We start from the raw sequence: 17,897 nt of genomic DNA on the forward strand, positions 1-17,897 counted from the left end.
TGCTTTCCGTAAGCCTGTGTTTCGCTTTCAGGCGCATTTGTCGACGGAAATTAAAAAGGGCCGCTTTATGCGGCCCTTCTCTTTTACTTGTTGGAGACTGGAGGCGATTCCGCGCCGGAGTTATCGATACCTACCAGCGTAATTACCGGCTCGCCATCTGGATAACGCCACATTGGCACAGAGATGCTGTTTGAGCTGAGAGCCTGCTGCTCACCATTGATGAACCAAAGGTTTTTGGCCATGCGGCCATCTTCATCAGTACAAACGGCTTTTGCCAGCCAGGAGGTTCGACCGACCACAAGCTCCAGCTTGCAGACCGGGGGCTTATTCCTTGCCACCGAGATGTCAACCTGGCCTGTTGCTGTGTGCCCCATTGCGCTGGCGACATCCAGTTTCACCGTATACACGCCCTCCTCTTCAAGGGTCGCTCGCCCATAATCCCCTGAGCTTGATAGCGTCTCCCCGTTGAGACTGAACGTTTTGCTGAGTATCTGATCCTTGGGATGCCCGCCGGTGATTGATGGTCGGATCAGAACGCCCAGCGGGGCACGATTCGCGTCGTTATCCCCACTCCAGGACAATTTCACATCCCACGGAATTGGCTCCAAAAACTCCATCTCTGTTTCGGCATAGCTGTAGTTGCCCCGCGAGTCGGTGATATGAGCACCGAATGTGTAGATCCCCGGCTCAGTCAGTCGAACGATGCGACTGGTCTGGCTGGAGTCCTTGATCATTTCGAGGCCGGCGTAGGGTGGGATATCCCACTCGATGGTCAAGCCCTCGAACTCTCGGAACAAGCCAAGAGAGCGAGCCGTCATGGTCAAGTCTGCCGGCGCATACTTGGCTGAGTATTTGGTGTTGATCTTCCACTCAGGCCAGTCGTACGACCAGAAAATAAGACGGTGCTGAGTTAGGCCCAAACCGCCTCGATCCTCATACCCATTGATCCAAGATCGGACGCTGATGTAACTCTCTTCTTTCTCCATGTCCTCCCGAGTTGGGGTGTACTTCACCTCAGTGGAGTCGACGACTGTGCCATCAGGCAGGATGAACTCACCATCCATTGTCATATCCATTTTCGGGTACGGCATCATCAAGTTGGCGACCCAGGTAGCTTCCTTTCCTACCTCAGGACGGCGCGGCCCGATGATCTGGACACGAGGCGGCCGGACAGGTCTAAACGCAACGCCTGCGCGGAGGGTTTTGTAGACGCGCTTATCCTCTGGTGAGTCTGAGTATTTCAGCCTGGCCGTGAGGTACACACGATCAGCAGAGTTGCGACTCAGCCGGTAGGAGCCCTCCCCAGCGGCCCAGGTTTTACCGCGATCCTCCGACCATTCCACAACCATTCCGGTCGTATCGAGCGCATTACCTTTGAGGTCAGTGAGCGTGAACGTACCGCTATCACCAATAAACACGTTTGCTGGGCCTTTAAGGCGGGCAACGGGCACGACATAGGCAATAACTTCAACGGTAGGGGTCATGGATTTCGCGCCGCTATGGCGGTTCGTCAACTCTGCCCTCAGCAGATATGTACCCCGCTGAAAGACCATGCTGAGCCGTTGCGGCAGCTTGGCATTGGCCTCAACGTCCTCCCACGTCACGCCGCCGTCCTTGCTCATTTCCCAGCGCACGTCACCAAGGTCTCCTGACTGGTAGCGATCGTTGGTGACGGCGTAGAAGCTGCTGCGAAGAGGAGCTGGGCCGATAACCCGCAATGCCTGGATTGAACCATCGAGAGATTCGCCGTTGAGAACGGAGAGCACCATTGGCGAACCCGACTCCCGAGTCAGCTCGTATTCCGGCACAGGGGAGCGAACACGCGCTTCAGCAATGATGCGAACCGCTTTGTTCGTCAACGATTGTAGATCGATCTCAAACTCAACCTCCCCGTTCTCGTCGATGGGCTCCCAGTTTGTCATCGGCTCATAATTCACTCCGGCAGTTGTCGAAAGCAGGCGAATATCCCAGTCGCCCATGCTGCTCAGCCGATATGCATCCTCCATGTAGCGGGTGTCTTTGATGGCCACGCGGATTGGAAGGCTGACCGTATCCAGGACAGTTCTCTCGTCGTTGAGAATGACAGGGAGAATTTTGTCGTGAGGGACCGCCAGGAGTGACGCGGTTTTGGTCGACCTCATCTCTGGCAACGCGGTGTATCCAACGTCAACGGAGTATGGCGTTACGCTCCACAGGGGAGCCTCGGCCCCCTCGATGTAGCGCGTAAACCGCTGGGCACGACCGTAACTCGGAATCGTAGACCGTTCGATCACTGCATCCGCCCGATTGATCGCCACGTCCAAGGAAGCTGCGATTGCAGTCACTGATGCGCTACCAACATAGCCGCCGAGTTGTGAGACCGAATACAGCCCTTCTTTCACCAGGTTGCTTGCCGGCATATCGATTTCGATTGCCGGCGGCTCGATCACGTTTACGGTGTGCTCTCCGTAGCCAATATCGATTTCCTGACCACTCGGCGTAAACATGGATGCCTTCCAGGAGATGTTGTTCGCTCCAAGCAGGGTCATTGTTCCTTCCGCGAGTGGCGTGACTGTGTTGCGTTGCTGGGCCATGCCTTCTGGCATCTGCATCCAACGGATAAGGCACGATGGGCGGCTCGACCATTGCTGAGCCGTCTTTTTCGCAACGCCTTCGTTCGCCGTTGCATCACACACAGGGCCATCCGTGTGACGGAGCAACAAGGAAAGTTGCTGCACCTTCTGATAGGCCTCTGCCGGTGCTGGCTTCAGGCCAAAGCGGATCTGACCTGCAACCGGAAGGATCTTCAGGTCACGAGTGAAGCTCGCAACCTTGTGCTTCACGCCGCTAGGGTCAAACACATAGGCGGTAGCCTCGATAGTCTGGTTTCCCAAAGAACTCCCGCCGGCATCCATCATCAGGTTGGCCAAGGTACTAGCGTTGCGCCATTCATCGGGGGTTTTCGTCCAAGTGACGTAGCAAGCACGATCCTGAAGTGCATTTTTCGGCTTCGCGACAGCTTCGCTGGTCAAGATGCTGCATGCCCCATTGCTCGGGCTGAAGCTGATTTGAGCACGGCCGGACGCTTGCAGAATCTCCCATGCATCAGCCGTCAGTACGCCCTCCGGAGCCCATACGGTTACCGGCACGGAATAGACAGGGCCGGTCATATCGGCGCGACTGAGATAGACCAGCGCCTGGCCATCGACCCCAACATCCAGGCCACCTAAACGGGCCTCCAGCAGATCGGCAGTCATTTTCGTAGGTACCAGACGCATACCAGTGCCTTGAGAAAGCTCACGATGCTCCAGTGTCACCCCAACTTTCGAGTCAGGCGTGACGATGGCGATGATCTCGCCGCCGAGAGCCTGAATCACTTCCTGGTCGGGAATTCGGAGCGCATAGGCACCCAAACGGGTCGTCATTTGGTGCTTCACGGCCGGGATGCTCGGGGCCACCGAGGTAGGCTGAACTTCGCGGTCTTTGAACATCTCCCAGGCCGGCGAAAGCTTCAGGACAACATCTTGATCGACATAGAGGCCATCCTGGTCAATGGCACGAATCTGTACTGAGGTTTCAGCCTGGCCATCGGTCTTATAGGTGATGCTCATTCCCTCCACCGTCACGTGGCCATGTGCTGGCTGTTTGACGACTTGCAAGGTGTGCGAGCCCCAGTTGTTCGGATCGATCACTTTCAGATCGGCCGTTCCACCGATTCCTGCATACATCTTCACTGTCGAAGGGGTGATACCCGTTGGTGCAAAATTGAACTGAGTAACAGTGACCTTCCCCTCTCCTTCTACACTGAGCCCTTCCTGATCCGTGGCGCTGAAAGTGAACGAATCTTCCCCATAGAAACCCGGATTAGGGGTGTACTCCATACGGCCATAGAACACACGGACAGTCCCGTGCGTCGGGTTCGTGAGGATCTTGAACGTATGGCTGTCCCAGAGATTGATGTCATGCACCTCAGGATCAACCTGGTCACTCACTTGCCCTTCACGGGCCTGAATGGTTACTCCCGTCCAGGTAGGGGCGTAATTGAACTTCGCGACATTCACAACCGCGGTGGCTTCAGCCTTCATCCCAGACACGTCTTGCACGCGGTACCTGAACTCATCGGGGCCAACGTATCCAGTGTTCGGGGTGTAGGTGAACCCGGTAGGGGTCGCGACTACAGAGCCCTGGGACGGGCTCGACAGAACTGAATAGGTTTTCTTCTCCCACGCTACCGGGAAGTCCTCTATGGGAGTTGCGTCCACCGATGAGCTTTCGTTGACGCTGACCGTCAGTTTCGTTGTTACAGGCGGCTCTATTACCTGAATGACCGATTGCCCCTCTTCGAGGGTGATCTTTTTCCCGGTGGTGTCGTAGACGCTAGCCGTCCAGCGGATCGGGTGCTGCCCGGAACGGGTGAAAACGCCGGTCAACTCAAGAGGATCGAGCGCTTTGATGCTCAGGTCTTTCGGGATGACCGAGAACTCAATCAAGCACTTCAAGGCACCGCCGCTCATGCCAGCACTCTTTGCCGCTGCGTCATCACCAGTGATCGAACACGTTGGGCCCGAGCGCTGCGTCATGGTGACGGATGCAGTCTCAATCGCACGAGTAACACTTTTCTCATGCAGCGATTGGATGAAGGTTGTTGAGCCGGTCGCAGCTTTGACGCTCAGTATTTCCTCACCGCTGCTCAGCAGTACCTTTTCCGTACCCTTGTTGAATACATAGAGGGAATAAGCAACCTTCTGCTGGCCTGCGTCGAGGACTCGCCCTGTCAGCTGAGTGACCGGGTGCGGTGCACCGGAAACCTCTACTTGCTGAAGGCCTCGGGGAATGCTCGTCCACTCAAGCAAGCAGATGGGCGACTTGATGGGATCGGCAGACCTTGCCACCGCGGAAGATGTCGTTAGAGGGCAAATGCTGCTAGCTGAAGCGGACAGCTTTACCGTGGTGTCAGTCATTGCCTGTACAGGATTCTTATTGTTGATGCCAAGCGTGACCTTGGGCATCCAGGTATTGATATCGGCATACACCACAGGAGCATTCGGCGCGGAGGTAGAAATGATCACACCATTACTTCCGGTAGCTCCCTGAGTTACCGGAACAACAGGTAGCGATATCTTACCGCCGGTACTGGTGAAGTTGAGTTGGCTAATTGTTACCGTTGCTCCCGGATTGACGAGAACACCGCCAATCTTTAGAGGTGTTGCTGCGTCAGACCTGAGCGTTGCCAGCAGATCATAAACACCAGAAACTGGCGTACCGTCTGCAAGCTTTAGCTGTTCGCTGTTTATCACCACAGAGCCATCGTTACGATTGAACTCTTTTGGCACCGCAGGGATATTAACGAGACCGTTTACATGACCAACGATCCCAGCCATCTTAGGGCTGTAGAGGAACGTGGTTGAGCCAACACCCTTGTTCTGTTGTGAGTCCTGCGCATTGACTCTGAGCGTATAACTTTCTCCAGCCGTTAAGGATGGGAATAGGATCGGGTACTCAAGACCGTAGGTAGTCGCATTGAGCTTGCGAAACGAAAGTGCAATCGATTCGTTAGCCGGCCCCCCAGTCAAGCTAATCGATGTAATCTTTGGTGCAGGGTCTTTATTGTCAGTTACCGTGAAGGTGATTTTGTCGAGTGTATCGATAGAATCACTCGCACCCTTGCTTACCGTAACAACTGGTTTTGTCCGATCGCTCTGGAACTTGAAAAGAGGTAGCTTCGTTATTGCGCCTAGATTTTCGCTAGCAACACCAACAAGATCATGGGAGCCTTCCGGTAGGGTTTTCAGATCGAACTCGTATTCAAAATACTCACCAGATGACGATGTAAGTTTTTTGGTAACGCTCAGTGCCGACCCGCTAGTATTTTCCAGCCATGACGTGTTGTGACGAAGATAGTTTTGATACGCGCCTTGCTGCGGCTGCCTGACGTTGAGGGTCAGTATCATCTCCGAAGCGTTATAGGTATAAGTCAGAACTGGAAGATAAAGATCGTTCCACCAGACGTTAGCCCACTGGCCCGTTGCGTTCAACGTGCCGTCTGCACTTTTCAGCACGCCTTGATCATGAAGATATCCAGAGGTGCCTTTGCTCAACTGGCGGGTGACTGCGATTACGCATTGGGTCTGCCCGGCAGGAATAGTACATGTGCCCATGTGAGTAGCCACTTGATCAAAAGGGCGTGCCTCGACGGTGTACCGAACTTTCGTGATCGTGACAGGCAATTCCTCAGGAGAGACTACCCTGCTCGAATAGCTCAGCCATCCTTTGTCGCTAAAGTAATATTCGATACGGCTGATGACGGGAGTTTTCGGTGCAGAGGGGTGCAATACTAAATCATAACGGATAGTTCCTTGTGAGCCCCACTCGCCAAAGTTAGAGAACTTGATGTAGTTATTGTCCTCTGCTCGATATGGCAACGACCCGACAAGGTAAACATAGACCGAATCCTCGCCAACAATCTGGTTCTCTCCAAAACTGTTTGTGAAGCGTATACCGCCCTGCCGGTAGGTGTGCCAGTTGCTCTTTGGGATTCTCCATGCAAGCCGTATTGGGTTAGTTTTGACATAAGATCCGGCGACATAGGGAACAAACCCCTTTAGGCCGGGCGCGAGAGTGGTTGACACACTTGGGTCATACACACCAAACGGCTCAGTTGGTGCGTTGGCAATGTTGTCAAACATTACCTTCTGACGCTTGGTTACCGTAGAGTTGCCAGCCTTGTCGGTGACAACAAACTCAAGCCCGAAAACCTCATCCAAGTCAGAGTCAGGGAAGAAGTCTGTCCTGTACTGAATCGAGGCTGTTTTGCTTTCCTCAGAAAACAGAACATTATGCTCTTTATACAGAGCACCAGACTCCCTATAGACTTTAGCGGTAACCTTGCTAATTCCCGACGGGTCAGAGAAACCGTCCAAGACGAAGCTCGAATATGTCAAAGCATCGATTGCTGCAAGGCCGAGCTTCCAAACTTCGCCAGTGAGAACGGGATCGCCCCATGTATATGGGCGCGGGGCAAATGTCCCAGCTATTGGGCCAGCGGTATCAATAACGAGGGGAACGTTTTCAGTTTGAACAACAGCCCCAGCGCTGGACAGAATTTCTGTTTTTACGGTGTAGCGTCCATCCGGTAGCTTCGGACTGACAAACTCCTCGGCATAGTAGTTCTCACCGTTGTAAGAAATAACGTCGCTAGCCCCAAGCACCTTGGTGCTTTCCTTTGCGAAGACAGGTGTGGCAGCACCGTTAGCAGTCACCGCTATGCGCAGTTTTCGGTCAATACCACCGCTTACCATGAACGATATGCCAGTGGAGGGGTTGATAAACCCTGTGCCTGGCTCTGTATTGGTTTTAATCCCTGCACTGTTCGTATAGCCGTATTTAACAAGATCGGCATACGCACCATTGACTGGGACAATGGCCAAAGCGATAGCGCCCAGAAGCGCACCACTCACTTTATTGAGGAACGATGGCCCTCGGGTCTTTGTCGTACCCATCGTGGAACTCCTTTAACTCGCGTTGGCAAGCGAAACCTTAGAGTATGTTTTGTTAGGTCTTGAAACGACCAAATGCGCCTGCTTTCGCAAGGCGCATTTCTGCTCAACCGCCGGCACTTCGTTTAATGTTCTACTTGGCAGAATTAGCCTGTGGCGGTTGAACGATTGTGAGGGGACGCAAGGTTGGTGTTGCCTGGGGGGTTCGTGCACCGATCTCCCAACGACGCGCTTCTACCTCGGTATAAATGAAGCCTGGAACATACAAATCGCCTTTCTCATCCTCCCACGGATCAACTGCAATACGCATAACTACAGCCTGCGAACGGATCGGAAGGGGATTTCTTGCTCTCATCGGCATTGGGGCGTTGTCCGACCCCTCAGCGATAAGCACGCGCGTCGTGCCGGTGCCTGTTGATTTACCACTGTCGGCCTCAACGCCTTCTTGCTCTTGCTTCAGTTGGGTTTTGTAGTCGTCACCTTCAGTTGCCGAATAAACATCTTTGGCGGACATGCAAGTAACGCCATTTGGCATGCCTTTACAGGCGTACTCACTTGAGCCTACGTTAAGAAAATTTGTGCAGCCGGTAGTCAATGCAGTAATTGCGCATACAAGGATAATTTGCTTAATCATCATGATTCCCTTAATTGTTTACGTCATTGACTTTTAGAGTTGCTGCATTGAACTTAACGGTCATGCCTTTGTTGACGATAAAGTCAACATCGCGCATTGCGTCGATTTCAATAACAGGGAAAATGCTTTCAGCCATTTCGAGATAGAAATCGGCGATTCGCTCAAGAGCCGTGCCCGCTCCACTGAAACCGGCCGACTGAAGTGCGTTGCTATCGAATGCCTGCTCGTAAACAGGAGCAACGGTGTCGCCGTTATCGCCAGCGCGAGTGACGTTGATTGTCGGTACCTTTTGAACGTTGAACGCGCTTGCGACCCCCTGCATGAAACCAGCCATAAGGCTTCTTGCGAGGATTTGGCCCTGCTTGCTGACTAGACGGCCGCGGATGCCTGCCTTCCCATCCTCGCCTGTTGCGTAAGCCTCCAGGCTGGACTCCAGCACCGAACCATCATTGCGTACGCACGACAGGCGCTCAGCTCGCAAATAGGCTCTTTCCGAGCTGAGGTCACCCCAGCCGCCGGCGATCAGAAAGCATTCGCGAAAGTCAGCCCTGAAGCGGTTAGGAAGGATTGCTTCGTTCTTGATGCGGATCAGGCTCGGGAAGGGGTCGCGCTGTGCCTGCTTTCCAGTTGGCGCGTCCATACCTGTGACCAAAACGCCAGACAGGATCGATCCAGCGGGCAGGGTCACAGAAAGCTCCTCAGGCTTGTCGCTCTTCCCCTCGTCTTCCTTGCCCTTTATCACCCGGATCTTAGGCGTTTCCTTTTTCTCGCTTGATCGTGATTTGGGGTCTTCCGGTTGCTCAGGTGGAAGGTTCGAATAAACGTCAGTCAGATCTGCTGGCGAGCTCGTTGCTTTGTTGATGAATGCTGATTCACGAGGGGGGATAGGGGATCTCGCCTGGGTGGCTGTCGAACTACTCGACGAGGTATCACTACCCTCACCAGTGCCTTTCTTTTCGCGTCCAACCCGCGCCAGCTCCTGCTGAAGCAGCTGGAGTTCTTGCTCCAGACCGCTCACTTTTTCTTGCGTATTTTTGAGCTGAACGTCCTTTTCTTTCTGTCCCATCACTCGCTCAAGGCGGTTTTGCTGCGCCTGTAGCTGTCGCAATTGGCTGGCGATGGAGTCCAAGCCCAACGCGCGTGGGTCTTCATCGGTGAGGATGGCCTCTACCTGTGGTTTTGCCGCTGCGCGCGCTTTGCGCTCGGGGCTCGCCGCGTTCATGGCGACGCCAACGATAGTACCCACGACCAGAACCGTCCCACCGATGGCAAGCATCAGCTTGCCTCTGGGCGTGAGTTTTTCGAGGAATTGCTGAATCGCTTTCACTGATGGTTCCCCTTACTGCAACAGGCTTGGACGAGTGGAGCTTTGCGGTACTTCAGTCGGAACCCGCGTGACTACAAACACTTCTGTTTTCTGACCAGGTTCAAGCACCTCATCTGGCCATGCGCTTACAGCTGCTCGGTGAGGGTGCGTGCAGGAGCCGTGATCGAACTCAACGGTTCTGGCCGACACGTTCTCGGCGGTGGCCACGAAGACTCGGAAGTCATGGCCCTCGATCAACTGCGACTTGCTGAAATCGAAGCTGAGGCTTGGCTGCGCACAGGCGGGGATCTTGTTGCCGCTGGTAAGCGCACCGAAGCTGTATCCACGCGGCAACTTGCCTAGCGCCATCTCGCGCATCAGGGAGCGAAGAGTGTCCATATAGGGCTGAGAGCGCTCCCACTTCCGCGCCTGGCCGCTGTAGTTCGTCGACGAGGTGATTGGCATTCCGCTCGCCAGCCCTTGTACGTTTTTTGCCAAGATCAGGTTCGCCTGGATGGGAGGCACGCCTTGAGGCAGCAACGTCAGGGAGATGGCGACAGACTCATCGTCCTCAGGGGTGACAAACATGGTCACCGGCTTCTCATCCTGAGTCGTGACGTAGATGACGTTTCCGCTTGTAGAAATTTCAGCCTCACTTACCGTCTGGATATGAGGGTTATCGAACGGCGTAACCAGACGGTTGATTTGGCCTCTGCTGATCGGAATCAGGGTGTTCGTGCCGCTTGCAACGACCACATCCTGACGAGACTCGACGGGCTGAACAGGAGTGGGCTTCTTCACAACGCTGGCAGGCACGCTGGGGTTTTCAGCAGAGCCGGGAGTAATGGCAACCAAACGTGGTTTCTTTTCCTCCTGAGGATCTTCCTGTCGTTCAGGAACGCTCTCAGGAGAAGGCGTAGGCTTGGCAACCGCTTGAGGCTGCGTGCTGGCTGCAACTGGCATGTTCATGCCTGGAATCTGGATCTGCTCCTGCGCAATAGCAGGCATTACGGCAGCCATAGCCATTACGAGCGCAGCTGGCTTGAAGAAATGGAGGGAAACTGGAAGTGACATCGAGACGACCTCTGCTCTGAGATGTCGTCAATTCTGGAGGCCATTCAGCCGCTTGAGTTGCGTTTTCAAGCAGCTTTTGCGTCTGAAAACGGAGGGGTATTTTTTGTAGCCGCGGACTCGCGATACCAACAAAAAACCCATGCCAAAGACATTGACATGGGCTTCTTTCGCCTCAGCTTAGCGCTGCTGATTCTTTCTCTTCTCGCGCTCTGCTTGTTTCTCAGCCTTGCTGTTCTCGCGATCAACCACATCCTGGGTTCGAGCATCCCCAGAGTTCGTACTAACCCAACTCAGTACAGGCTTGTAGTCTTTGATCATAAGCTCGAACTCATAGGTTCGGTTGCTACGCTTTTTGTCGCCCGCCGGCCCTTCGCTTACGGAGCGACCAGTAACGTAGAACTTGTTCTCGTTGAGGTTATCGCGGAGCACTTTCTGCGGCTCGAAGCTCAGGGTCACTCGATCCTGGCGGATCTGATGAATCTGAGTATCGAGAACCTTCATCGTATCTTGATAGATCGACTTGTCGAGGATAGGCCCCAGGGCGTCTTTTACGACAGAGGCATTATGCGGGGTAACGTTGCCTAGCATCATTGCGATGTAAAGAGCCCATGCGTCGGCGTACTCCCCGGAACTTTGCGTTTTACTGACCCAGGCGGTCTCAGTCAGGGTAGGCGGTATCACAGTGACCACTTCATCCTTGTTGAGAGCAGAGCAAGACACCAGCAGATTGCTCAATACAAGGCCTGCAACGGCAATGCGCAAGAACTGATTTTCTCCCCGCATGCCATCGAACGAATTGCTAAGCGACTTAAAAAGCATCAGACGAACTCTCTCTCGTAGGAATTGGGCATGGATCGCACACTCTTCCGGCCAATAGCTCCCCAGTGCCAGTAAATAGCGTGAAGCAGATAGCCGTCAGGGCGGTTGTCGCAGAAGCGCCGATAGAAGCGGGCGAGCAGGAGACCTACCACTGTGCAAAGAATCAGCTGTGCCAGAAGAACGCCTGCAACCAAACCGATCCCTATCGGCATGACCTCATCCAAACGCCAAAACATCACGTGCGGCGGCTGGTCGATGTATGCCGGGATTTTGATTGGCTCACTCACTTGCCACCCCCTGCTTTGCTGAGGCTGGCTATCGCTTTGAGGATGCCTTCATGACTAGCGTTAGCACCTTGGAGGACCATCGACATACCTGTCTGGTTGTCCAGGAGCAGGGTCGAAGGGGTCTGTTGGATGCCCAGCTTAATGGCTTGATCGAGATCGCCAGTTACTCGCTCGATGGCCTGCTTCGAGTCTGTGCAGGCTGCAAAGCGCTTCCCATCCAGGCCAAGATCGGTCGCAAGAGACACGAGCGATTCCGAAACTCCCTTGCCGTTGCCACCGGTTTTATCGAACACCGTCTGGGTGTACTTCCAGGCAGCATCTGAGCCACCTTGCTCACCAGCACACTCGATGGCCAGGGCTTGTCGCCGGGAGGCCTCTCCAAGGGCTGGGACATGGAGAATCGCGGCATTGATTTGCCCCGCTGACGACTCGATAAGCGCTTTCAGCAGGGGGAAGTGATCGCGGCAGTAAGGACATTCCGTATCCGTCATCTCGACGAGCGTGTACCGAGCAGATGAAGATCCATAGATCCAGTTGTCCGGAGCTGCGGGGATATCATCTTCTGGAAGCTGTTTGAGGTTATCGACAATCTCTTGGATCGCGGCGGGGTCAACTGCCTGTGCTTTCGCAACAGACAATTCACCCTCGAGGCTTTTGACTTGGCCTTGTAGCTGGCTCATGGTGGTGAAGTGGTAGTACGAGCCAACTACCAGAGCAGTGGCAAGGGCTGTGATAGCAATAGCAAAAGGGATCGTTTTCGAGGGTGTCGTTTTCGTTGCCATAAGGGTCAGCCTGTCGTGGTGTTAGGGGCATTCTGCGGATAAACGCAGCCTGAAAGTTCCGTTTTCAGGCGGTTTTATGGTCAGAATTCAAATGCGCTTTGGCAGGTTGCTGATCAGCACGGACAGCACGACAGGCAGCATGATGACGATGAAGGTTGAGATAACGAGCGGCGGTAAAGGTAGAGGCATCAACACGCTGAGCACGATGAGCATTCCGCCCCATGACAGGACGATCGCGGCGTTGTTGTTCAAGAACGGTGATGAGTAGTCGAATCCATGCCGCTTGGCATTCCAGCGCATCCAGCCGGCGTAAATGGCCGGCACCAGAACCGCGATCAGCAGTGGCAGCCAGTAAAGCGTTAAAACGATCCGGTAAACCATCTGGTAGATGATTTTCTGGACGGCCTCACCTCGGGACTCAAGATACCGAAACCACCAATCCACGTTCTTTTCGAAGGCATCCACGGTGCCGCCTCGAGGCATCAGCATGTCGGAGACAACCTTTTTTGCCCCGGAGTCGATGACAAGTGCCGAGTAGTAGCGATTGGTCTTTTCAAGCACCTTATCCATGTCGGAATCGCCAAGCAGTTCGATGCCCCATTTCCGCTCTTTCAGCATTACCGTATCCACCAGCTTGTTCGGCGCAACGGTTGCCAGCATCAGGATCAGGACGAAGAAGAACGCTATAGAGGCCATAACGCCTTTTGGCCACTTTTCTTCAAGCATCTCAGCCATTGATCAGGAACTCCCGGATAGGTTGCGGGACATTGGTTGTTTCGCACCACAAGACAACATCATCCGGTGCAGGGGCGTTGCCGTAGCTCGTGAGGATCTGGAGGATGTGGCCGAGCACCACCCGGAGCCGAATGAAGTCGCTGATGCCCTCGCGACACATACGCTGGTAGGCCACCAGCACATCAATCAGGGCCGCACCAATTACCTCGGGTTTATGGCCCGCCTCAAGCATCTTGAAGATGAATTGCGTGCCACAACGCCATTCCAGGTCAAACGTGCGCAGTCGAGTTGTTGAGGCCTCATCCAGGCCAGTGAGCCGCTGAATTTCTAGTGGAATCGAGACAGTCATTTTTTGCTCCGGAATCAGTTGGCAGTCGGGCCGGTGAGGATGGGCAGTCGCCCCTTGCGGATATCGCCGCCCGCAAACACTGCGAGATATTCGAGGTCTGGTAGCTCGCCGAGGAGCGCTGTTGGGAAGCGCTCGCCCTCCTCTTGCATAAGGCGCTCACCAACATTCCCGCCCTGCACCACCCCGCCTTCACCTGCCGAGTTGCCCTGAGTACGCATGACGTATTTGTAGCGAGTTGGCGTCATCTTTTTCGCCACGAACTCCTGCGTATCGGTATCAAGGATGCGGAGGCAGATGATGTTGTTCGCGTTCCCCAGAACCTGCATGGCCTTGGCTTCGTCACCCATGCGGGCCTTGAAGTCGGCGATGGTCTGGGTTGCGATGTAGAGATTTATTCCTGCGCCGCGGCCCTTGTTCAGCAGCTGGATGAGCTGGTCATTGATCACCTCAGCAGCCTCGTCGACAAAGATGTTCACCGGCTTGGGCAACCTGTGGTTGTAGATCTCGCCTGCGGTCGATGCCAGATCGGCCAGCGCCAGCGAGCCGATGGTTGAGCCCACCATTGAGTCAGCAAGCGAGTCGAGGCCCAGGTAAAGAACCTGGTCGGCGTTGATGACAGAGTTCAAGTCACTGATTCGGCGCGGGTCTTCATCGTCGGTGTGCGGGGAAAGCAGCGGCCCCATTTCACCGGAGGTAAGCATCACCAGGATTGGAAGAAGGCCAGCAATCATCTTGCTGAAGTGCGATCGCTCGTGCTCGAGCATGGTGAGCAGGCCTTCCAGATCGGTATTGGCTTCCACCTTCGCGATGTCGTTGTAATAGACCTTCCGCAATACCTTCGCCTTTTCTTCGATGTTCCGAACCTTGGCTGAAAGAATTGCTGATTCGGCCATTCTCGCGAATTCATCTTCACCGAAGACCTTTGAACCGAAGGCCATGACCACCTTGATTGTCAGCCCAGGAACATCCCCCTCAAGGGTTCTCCTGAGGCCGACAAGGGTGGGCAGGATGTTGCAGATCAACATGGCTTGAATCACGCTGTTCAAGGACATCTGCGCAAAGGCTTGGAACGGATCGCCGGCTTCGCTTTTCATCAGCACTGCGACACGGGAGGCAACTTCAGTTGCGCGGCCGTAGTTCTTGGTCAAAGACAAACGAACCGACTTGTCAGGATGCGCAGGGTGGAAATATTTGAACAGGCTGGCCTTCCCCATCGCCTTGCATGTCCGCTCACATGTTTCGGCTAGGCCTTTATCGCCTTTCGGATCGATCACGATCACCGGTTCACCACGAGCGATACACTGGGATATGGCCAGGTCGAACCAGCGGGTCTTACCGGCCCCTGTTGTGCCCAGTACGAGGTGGTGGATCGAACGCTGGTCTGCTGGCCGGAAACATGGCTCCTCCTCATCCATGCCGATCCCGTGTATCCATTTCGTACCCTTAACATCAGCGTTGCGGCGGCCACGCTTACCGATAATGGCCTCGATATCCATCGCCTGGAGCTCGAATGCGTACTGGCCGTGCCGCTGCCGCCAAGGGAAAGCTTCGCCGAAATAGAACTCGTGAGGGTGTCTCTTCACCAGCTCCATCACCTCCTCCAAGGTGATGAAGGAGAGATCTGCTCCAACGAGACATGCTTTTGCCCTATGAACGCGGAGTGCCCTTGGTATGGCCGCCAGGGCGAATCCAGCCTGCACGCCAAGCGTGATCAGGTATGGGGTTACCGGCATCTCCGTCATCAGTTGAACGGCGGTGCCGGCAAGCATGGACGAACCCCACGCAACAGCTTCCCGCGCCTCGTAGTTTTTCCGCCAGTAACTGGTGTAGTCCCATTCACTCATTTTTTGGGAAGCTCCTCGTAAAGGGGGCGAACGAAGATTTTTCTGCGCTTGGCAACCTTGACGGCATCGCGGAAGCAGAACACTGCGTTCTCTAGGGATGTTGATGTGATACCGAACTGCTCAGCGACATTCGTGAGCATGTAGGTTGTGAGGCTGAGCACAGGCGACCCGCCTATTTCCTCAAGTACGGCCTTCTCGATCAGCGACTTCACAGCTTGCTCGAGGCTTGGGATGTCGGCCTCGCGAAGCCGGGATATGTGAGGAATAGCCCAGTCCAGCTCCGCTAACTTGCAGTAGATGACGCTGTAGTCGGCGGTGAGCATGAAGCCTTCACGGGACTGTAGCGTGCGGGTCAGAGCAGGCCCTTCGACCGTAATGTCCTGCCACAACCAGCCCGCATGGACGAGCGGGTGGATGTCTTCAGCAAGGAACGAAGATTTTCCCAGTCGAACGAATACCTTGTTTCTTGCTAATGCCGCGTTCTCTGGGTCTTGAGTCGCGGTGATGAGCTTTTGGGCAAGCTCAGGTTGTTGTTCCAACAGGTAGCATTCGTGCGCTGTGAGCTTCGACACGACATCCGCTGGCAGGATACTGCCAGCGCCTGGGACCTCATTTTCCACAGGGCCGGCTTCTCCAACTTTCTGCTTCTTCGATTCCAACGGAGGCGTAGTTTTAGGCGTGCGTTTGCCTTGCCCCATGATGGAGTTGAGGGAGATCTTTTCCTGACGAGGCAACAGCTCCTGCGCCCCTTGCTCTGATCCGACTTGGGTATCAGCGTCAGAGGGCTCGGTGCTACTTTCAGCCTCAGCGGCCGGGAGTGGTTCTTCTTGAAGGGGCTCAGCCGCCGGGGAATGGGGACTCAAGAAAAGCAGCATTTCCTCAAGGCTGGCAGGTGGCTCCTGAGGTGCTTCTTCCTCCTCCTCAGCATCCAAAGCTTCCTCTGGTTGGGAGGAAGCAATTGCAGCCGTATCGTCAGCTGCCGGCGCTGACTCCACACCCACAGGGGCGTCTTCGGCGGGGTTCTGCGCTTGTTTGAGGCTAACCCCTGAAGAGGCGGTTGTTGGTACCGGAGCTGCTTGCCTTGGAGCCGCTTTTTTCTTTCTTGCTGGTTTCGACGATGCGGATTCTTTTGGAGGTGTAGGCCCCGAATCAGCGTCAGTATCCCCGCTCGAGTCCCCAGTCAGATCAGCCCCAAACAGGTCTTCCTGATGCTCACTCAGCGCGTTCGCTGCTGCGCCAGCCGTATCGTTAGGAGCAATGACATCCTTCTGCTTTCCCTCCTTCCCAAGGCTGATGGAAACTGGCGGCGGAATCGGTGTGGTTGGAAAAAGGATGTCCGGATTCACAAGCTTCATGCAGCGCAGCGCCGGGCCTTTGCCGTTCTTGCGCAGAAGGTGAGGCGTAACCAGCCAGTACAGGTCGCCGTTTGGGGCTCTCTCTGCTATCCCGTGCTCTACCAAGGTACCAATTAGCGTGTCAGGTGATCGCGGGATGGCCACAACCCCATCACCGACCAGCATGCTCACAATCTCCTCGGCACCCTGGTTCCAAGCGATGTAGACGCCATCAGTTGCAACCCATACGCGGCCGGCAGGCGTGTTGATCTTCCAGGTTCCGTCACTCAGCAACCGCAGCATTGCATCCGACACCAACCGCGGTACCGGGACACCTGTTGCATTGCCCCCGCCATTATTCGAGCCTCGATTGAGGTCACGCTTGGTGGATGCAGAGTCGGCCCACTTGACCAACTCGGTCAGAGGCGAGCTTCCGCTCCCGGAAATTGCATCGAGGAGCGCTTCATAGATGTCGTGGCCACCTTCAATCAGCCACGCCTGTACGGCTGGCGGAATGATCCGTGTTGCTTGCGCTACAGAGACCTGAACGTGATTCCCATGCCTATTGGAATTCCAATGCAGGAAATAGCGGGTCAACTTGTTGCGCACAGACCAGTCATGAAGCGTTTCCTGCGCGTAGATCCACTGGTTGTTGCCTTCAAAATCGGTGGCGCGAATATCCGTGAGAGGCTTCCCTGCGTCGTGTAGCAGCCCTGACGCGATGCCCGCGACGTACCACCGACGCAGGCGCATGCTTCGCCGTGCCGGGGTCTCGTTTGTATCAAAGGCTGTCGTAAGGCACCCATCCAGGGTGAGCGAGGCGACCTCAAGGCTATGTCGGAGCAACCCCCCTGGGCCGGAGTGATGGTGGTTCTCCGACGCCGGCAGCATGTGCGCCAATTCGGCGAAATTCACCAGGATCGGCTCAACGTAGAGCTTGAGGTCACTGGCAGGCATTCCGACTGAATGAATAATCCGATCGAACAGCTCGTGCTGATAATTGCGCATGAACCACTGCCCGCTAACCAGCCCTGGATAACCCTCTTGGTAAGGTGGGTACCGAAGGTTTCGCCAGTTATGGTTCTCCAGGTACCGCTTGATTTCAGGAGTAATCATCTGCTCGGCCGGGTGCGCGAAGCTGTCCGTAAGGGCACGCTCGCTTCGAGGCCACAGGCGTTTCAGGAATGAAAATGGAGGCATACGCTTCTCGGCCATGTTGTGTGCTGAGAATGATGCGTGAGGGATACCGCCTTGAGTT

11 protein-coding genes are annotated in these 17,897 nt (G+C 54.9%); all 11 read right to left on the bottom strand.

The genetic code is table 11. From position 1 onward, the window contains the following. Positions 1-83: 83 nt before the first annotated feature. The 11 genes from QMX98_RS04885 to mobH all read right to left on the bottom strand — a co-directional run bounded on the left by QMX98_RS04885 (position 84) and on the right by mobH (position 17,854). Positions 84-7,478 carry a DUF4165 domain-containing protein gene (locus tag QMX98_RS04885; protein ID WP_282410355.1) on the bottom strand — a complete coding sequence of 2,465 codons (7,395 nt, stop codon included), beginning with the start codon at positions 7,476-7,478 and terminating at the stop codon, positions 84-86. Positions 7,479-7,608: 130 nt separating this feature from the next. Then, positions 7,609-8,109 carry a type IV conjugative transfer system lipoprotein TraV gene (traV, locus tag QMX98_RS04890; RefSeq protein ID WP_147811280.1) on the bottom strand — a complete coding sequence of 167 codons (501 nt, stop codon included), beginning with the start codon at positions 8,107-8,109 and terminating at the stop codon, positions 7,609-7,611. A gap of 10 nt (positions 8,110-8,119) precedes the next feature. Beyond that, a complete protein-coding gene (locus tag QMX98_RS04895) occupies positions 8,120-9,436 on the bottom strand; it encodes a TraB/VirB10 family protein (protein WP_147811271.1) in 1,317 nt (438 codons plus the stop codon). 12 nt (positions 9,437-9,448) lie between these two features. Beyond that, positions 9,449-10,489: a type-F conjugative transfer system secretin TraK gene (locus QMX98_RS04900; RefSeq protein WP_147811270.1), complete on the bottom strand. Its 1,041-nt coding sequence runs from the start codon at positions 10,487-10,489 to the stop codon at positions 9,449-9,451. 177 nt (positions 10,490-10,666) lie between these two features. Then, on the bottom strand, positions 10,667-11,308 hold the full coding sequence (locus QMX98_RS04905; protein WP_013100902.1) for a TraE/TraK family type IV conjugative transfer system protein: 642 nt from the start codon (positions 11,306-11,308) through the stop codon (positions 10,667-10,669). After that, positions 11,308-11,595 (bottom strand): type IV conjugative transfer system protein TraL, encoded by a 288-nt coding sequence (traL, locus tag QMX98_RS04910; protein ID WP_013100901.1) that lies wholly within the window; start codon positions 11,593-11,595, stop codon positions 11,308-11,310. The genes QMX98_RS04905 and traL overlap by 1 nt, the downstream gene beginning before the upstream one ends. Continuing rightward, a complete protein-coding gene (locus QMX98_RS04915; RefSeq protein WP_102685507.1) occupies positions 11,592-12,377 on the bottom strand; it encodes a thioredoxin domain-containing protein in 786 nt (261 codons plus the stop codon). The genes traL and QMX98_RS04915 overlap by 4 nt, the downstream gene beginning before the upstream one ends. An 87-nt stretch (positions 12,378-12,464) precedes the next feature. Beyond that, positions 12,465-13,112, bottom strand: a complete 648-nt coding sequence (locus QMX98_RS04920; RefSeq protein ID WP_102685506.1) for a DUF4400 domain-containing protein — start codon at positions 13,110-13,112, stop codon at positions 12,465-12,467. Then, complete coding sequence (locus QMX98_RS04925) at positions 13,105-13,461, bottom strand: hypothetical protein (RefSeq protein ID WP_013100898.1); 357 nt, start codon at positions 13,459-13,461, stop codon at positions 13,105-13,107. The genes QMX98_RS04920 and QMX98_RS04925 overlap by 8 nt, the downstream gene beginning before the upstream one ends. 14 nt (positions 13,462-13,475) lie before the next feature. Further along, on the bottom strand, positions 13,476-15,305 hold the full coding sequence (gene traD / locus QMX98_RS04930; protein ID WP_147811269.1) for a conjugative transfer system coupling protein TraD: 1,830 nt from the start codon (positions 15,303-15,305) through the stop codon (positions 13,476-13,478). Beyond that, entirely contained in the window at positions 15,302-17,854 is a 2,553-nt protein-coding gene (mobH, locus tag QMX98_RS04935) for a MobH family relaxase (RefSeq protein ID WP_282410356.1), read from the bottom strand. Before mobH ends, traD begins: the two co-directional genes overlap by 4 nt. Positions 17,855-17,897 lie beyond the last annotated feature (43 nt).

The sequence above is a fragment of the Pseudomonas sp. PS02303 genome, assembly GCF_029959925.1.
Lineage (GTDB): Bacteria > Pseudomonadota > Gammaproteobacteria > Pseudomonadales > Pseudomonadaceae > Aquipseudomonas > Aquipseudomonas mandelii.

Bases quoted from the DNA above. Each gene is read 5' to 3' on its own strand.
- QMX98_RS04885 (WP_282410355.1), bottom strand. From the start codon at position 7,478: ATGGGTACGACAAAGACCCGAGGGCCATCGTTCCTCAATAAAGTGAGT.
- traV (WP_147811280.1), bottom strand. From the start codon at position 8,109: ATGATTAAGCAAATTATCCTTGTATGCGCAATTACTGCATTGACTACC.
- QMX98_RS04900 (WP_147811270.1), bottom strand. From the start codon at position 10,489: ATGTCACTTCCAGTTTCCCTCCATTTCTTCAAGCCAGCTGCGCTCGTA.
- QMX98_RS04905 (WP_013100902.1), bottom strand. From the start codon at position 11,308: ATGCTTTTTAAGTCGCTTAGCAATTCGTTCGATGGCATGCGGGGAGAA.
- QMX98_RS04915 (WP_102685507.1), bottom strand. From the start codon at position 12,377: ATGGCAACGAAAACGACACCCTCGAAAACGATCCCTTTTGCTATTGCT.
- QMX98_RS04920 (WP_102685506.1), bottom strand. From the start codon at position 13,112: ATGGCTGAGATGCTTGAAGAAAAGTGGCCAAAAGGCGTTATGGCCTCT.
- QMX98_RS04925 (WP_013100898.1), bottom strand. From the start codon at position 13,461: ATGACTGTCTCGATTCCACTAGAAATTCAGCGGCTCACTGGCCTGGAT.
- traD (WP_147811269.1), bottom strand. From the start codon at position 15,305: ATGAGTGAATGGGACTACACCAGTTACTGGCGGAAAAACTACGAGGCG.
- mobH (WP_282410356.1), bottom strand. From the start codon at position 17,854: ATGGCCGAGAAGCGTATGCCTCCATTTTCATTCCTGAAACGCCTGTGG.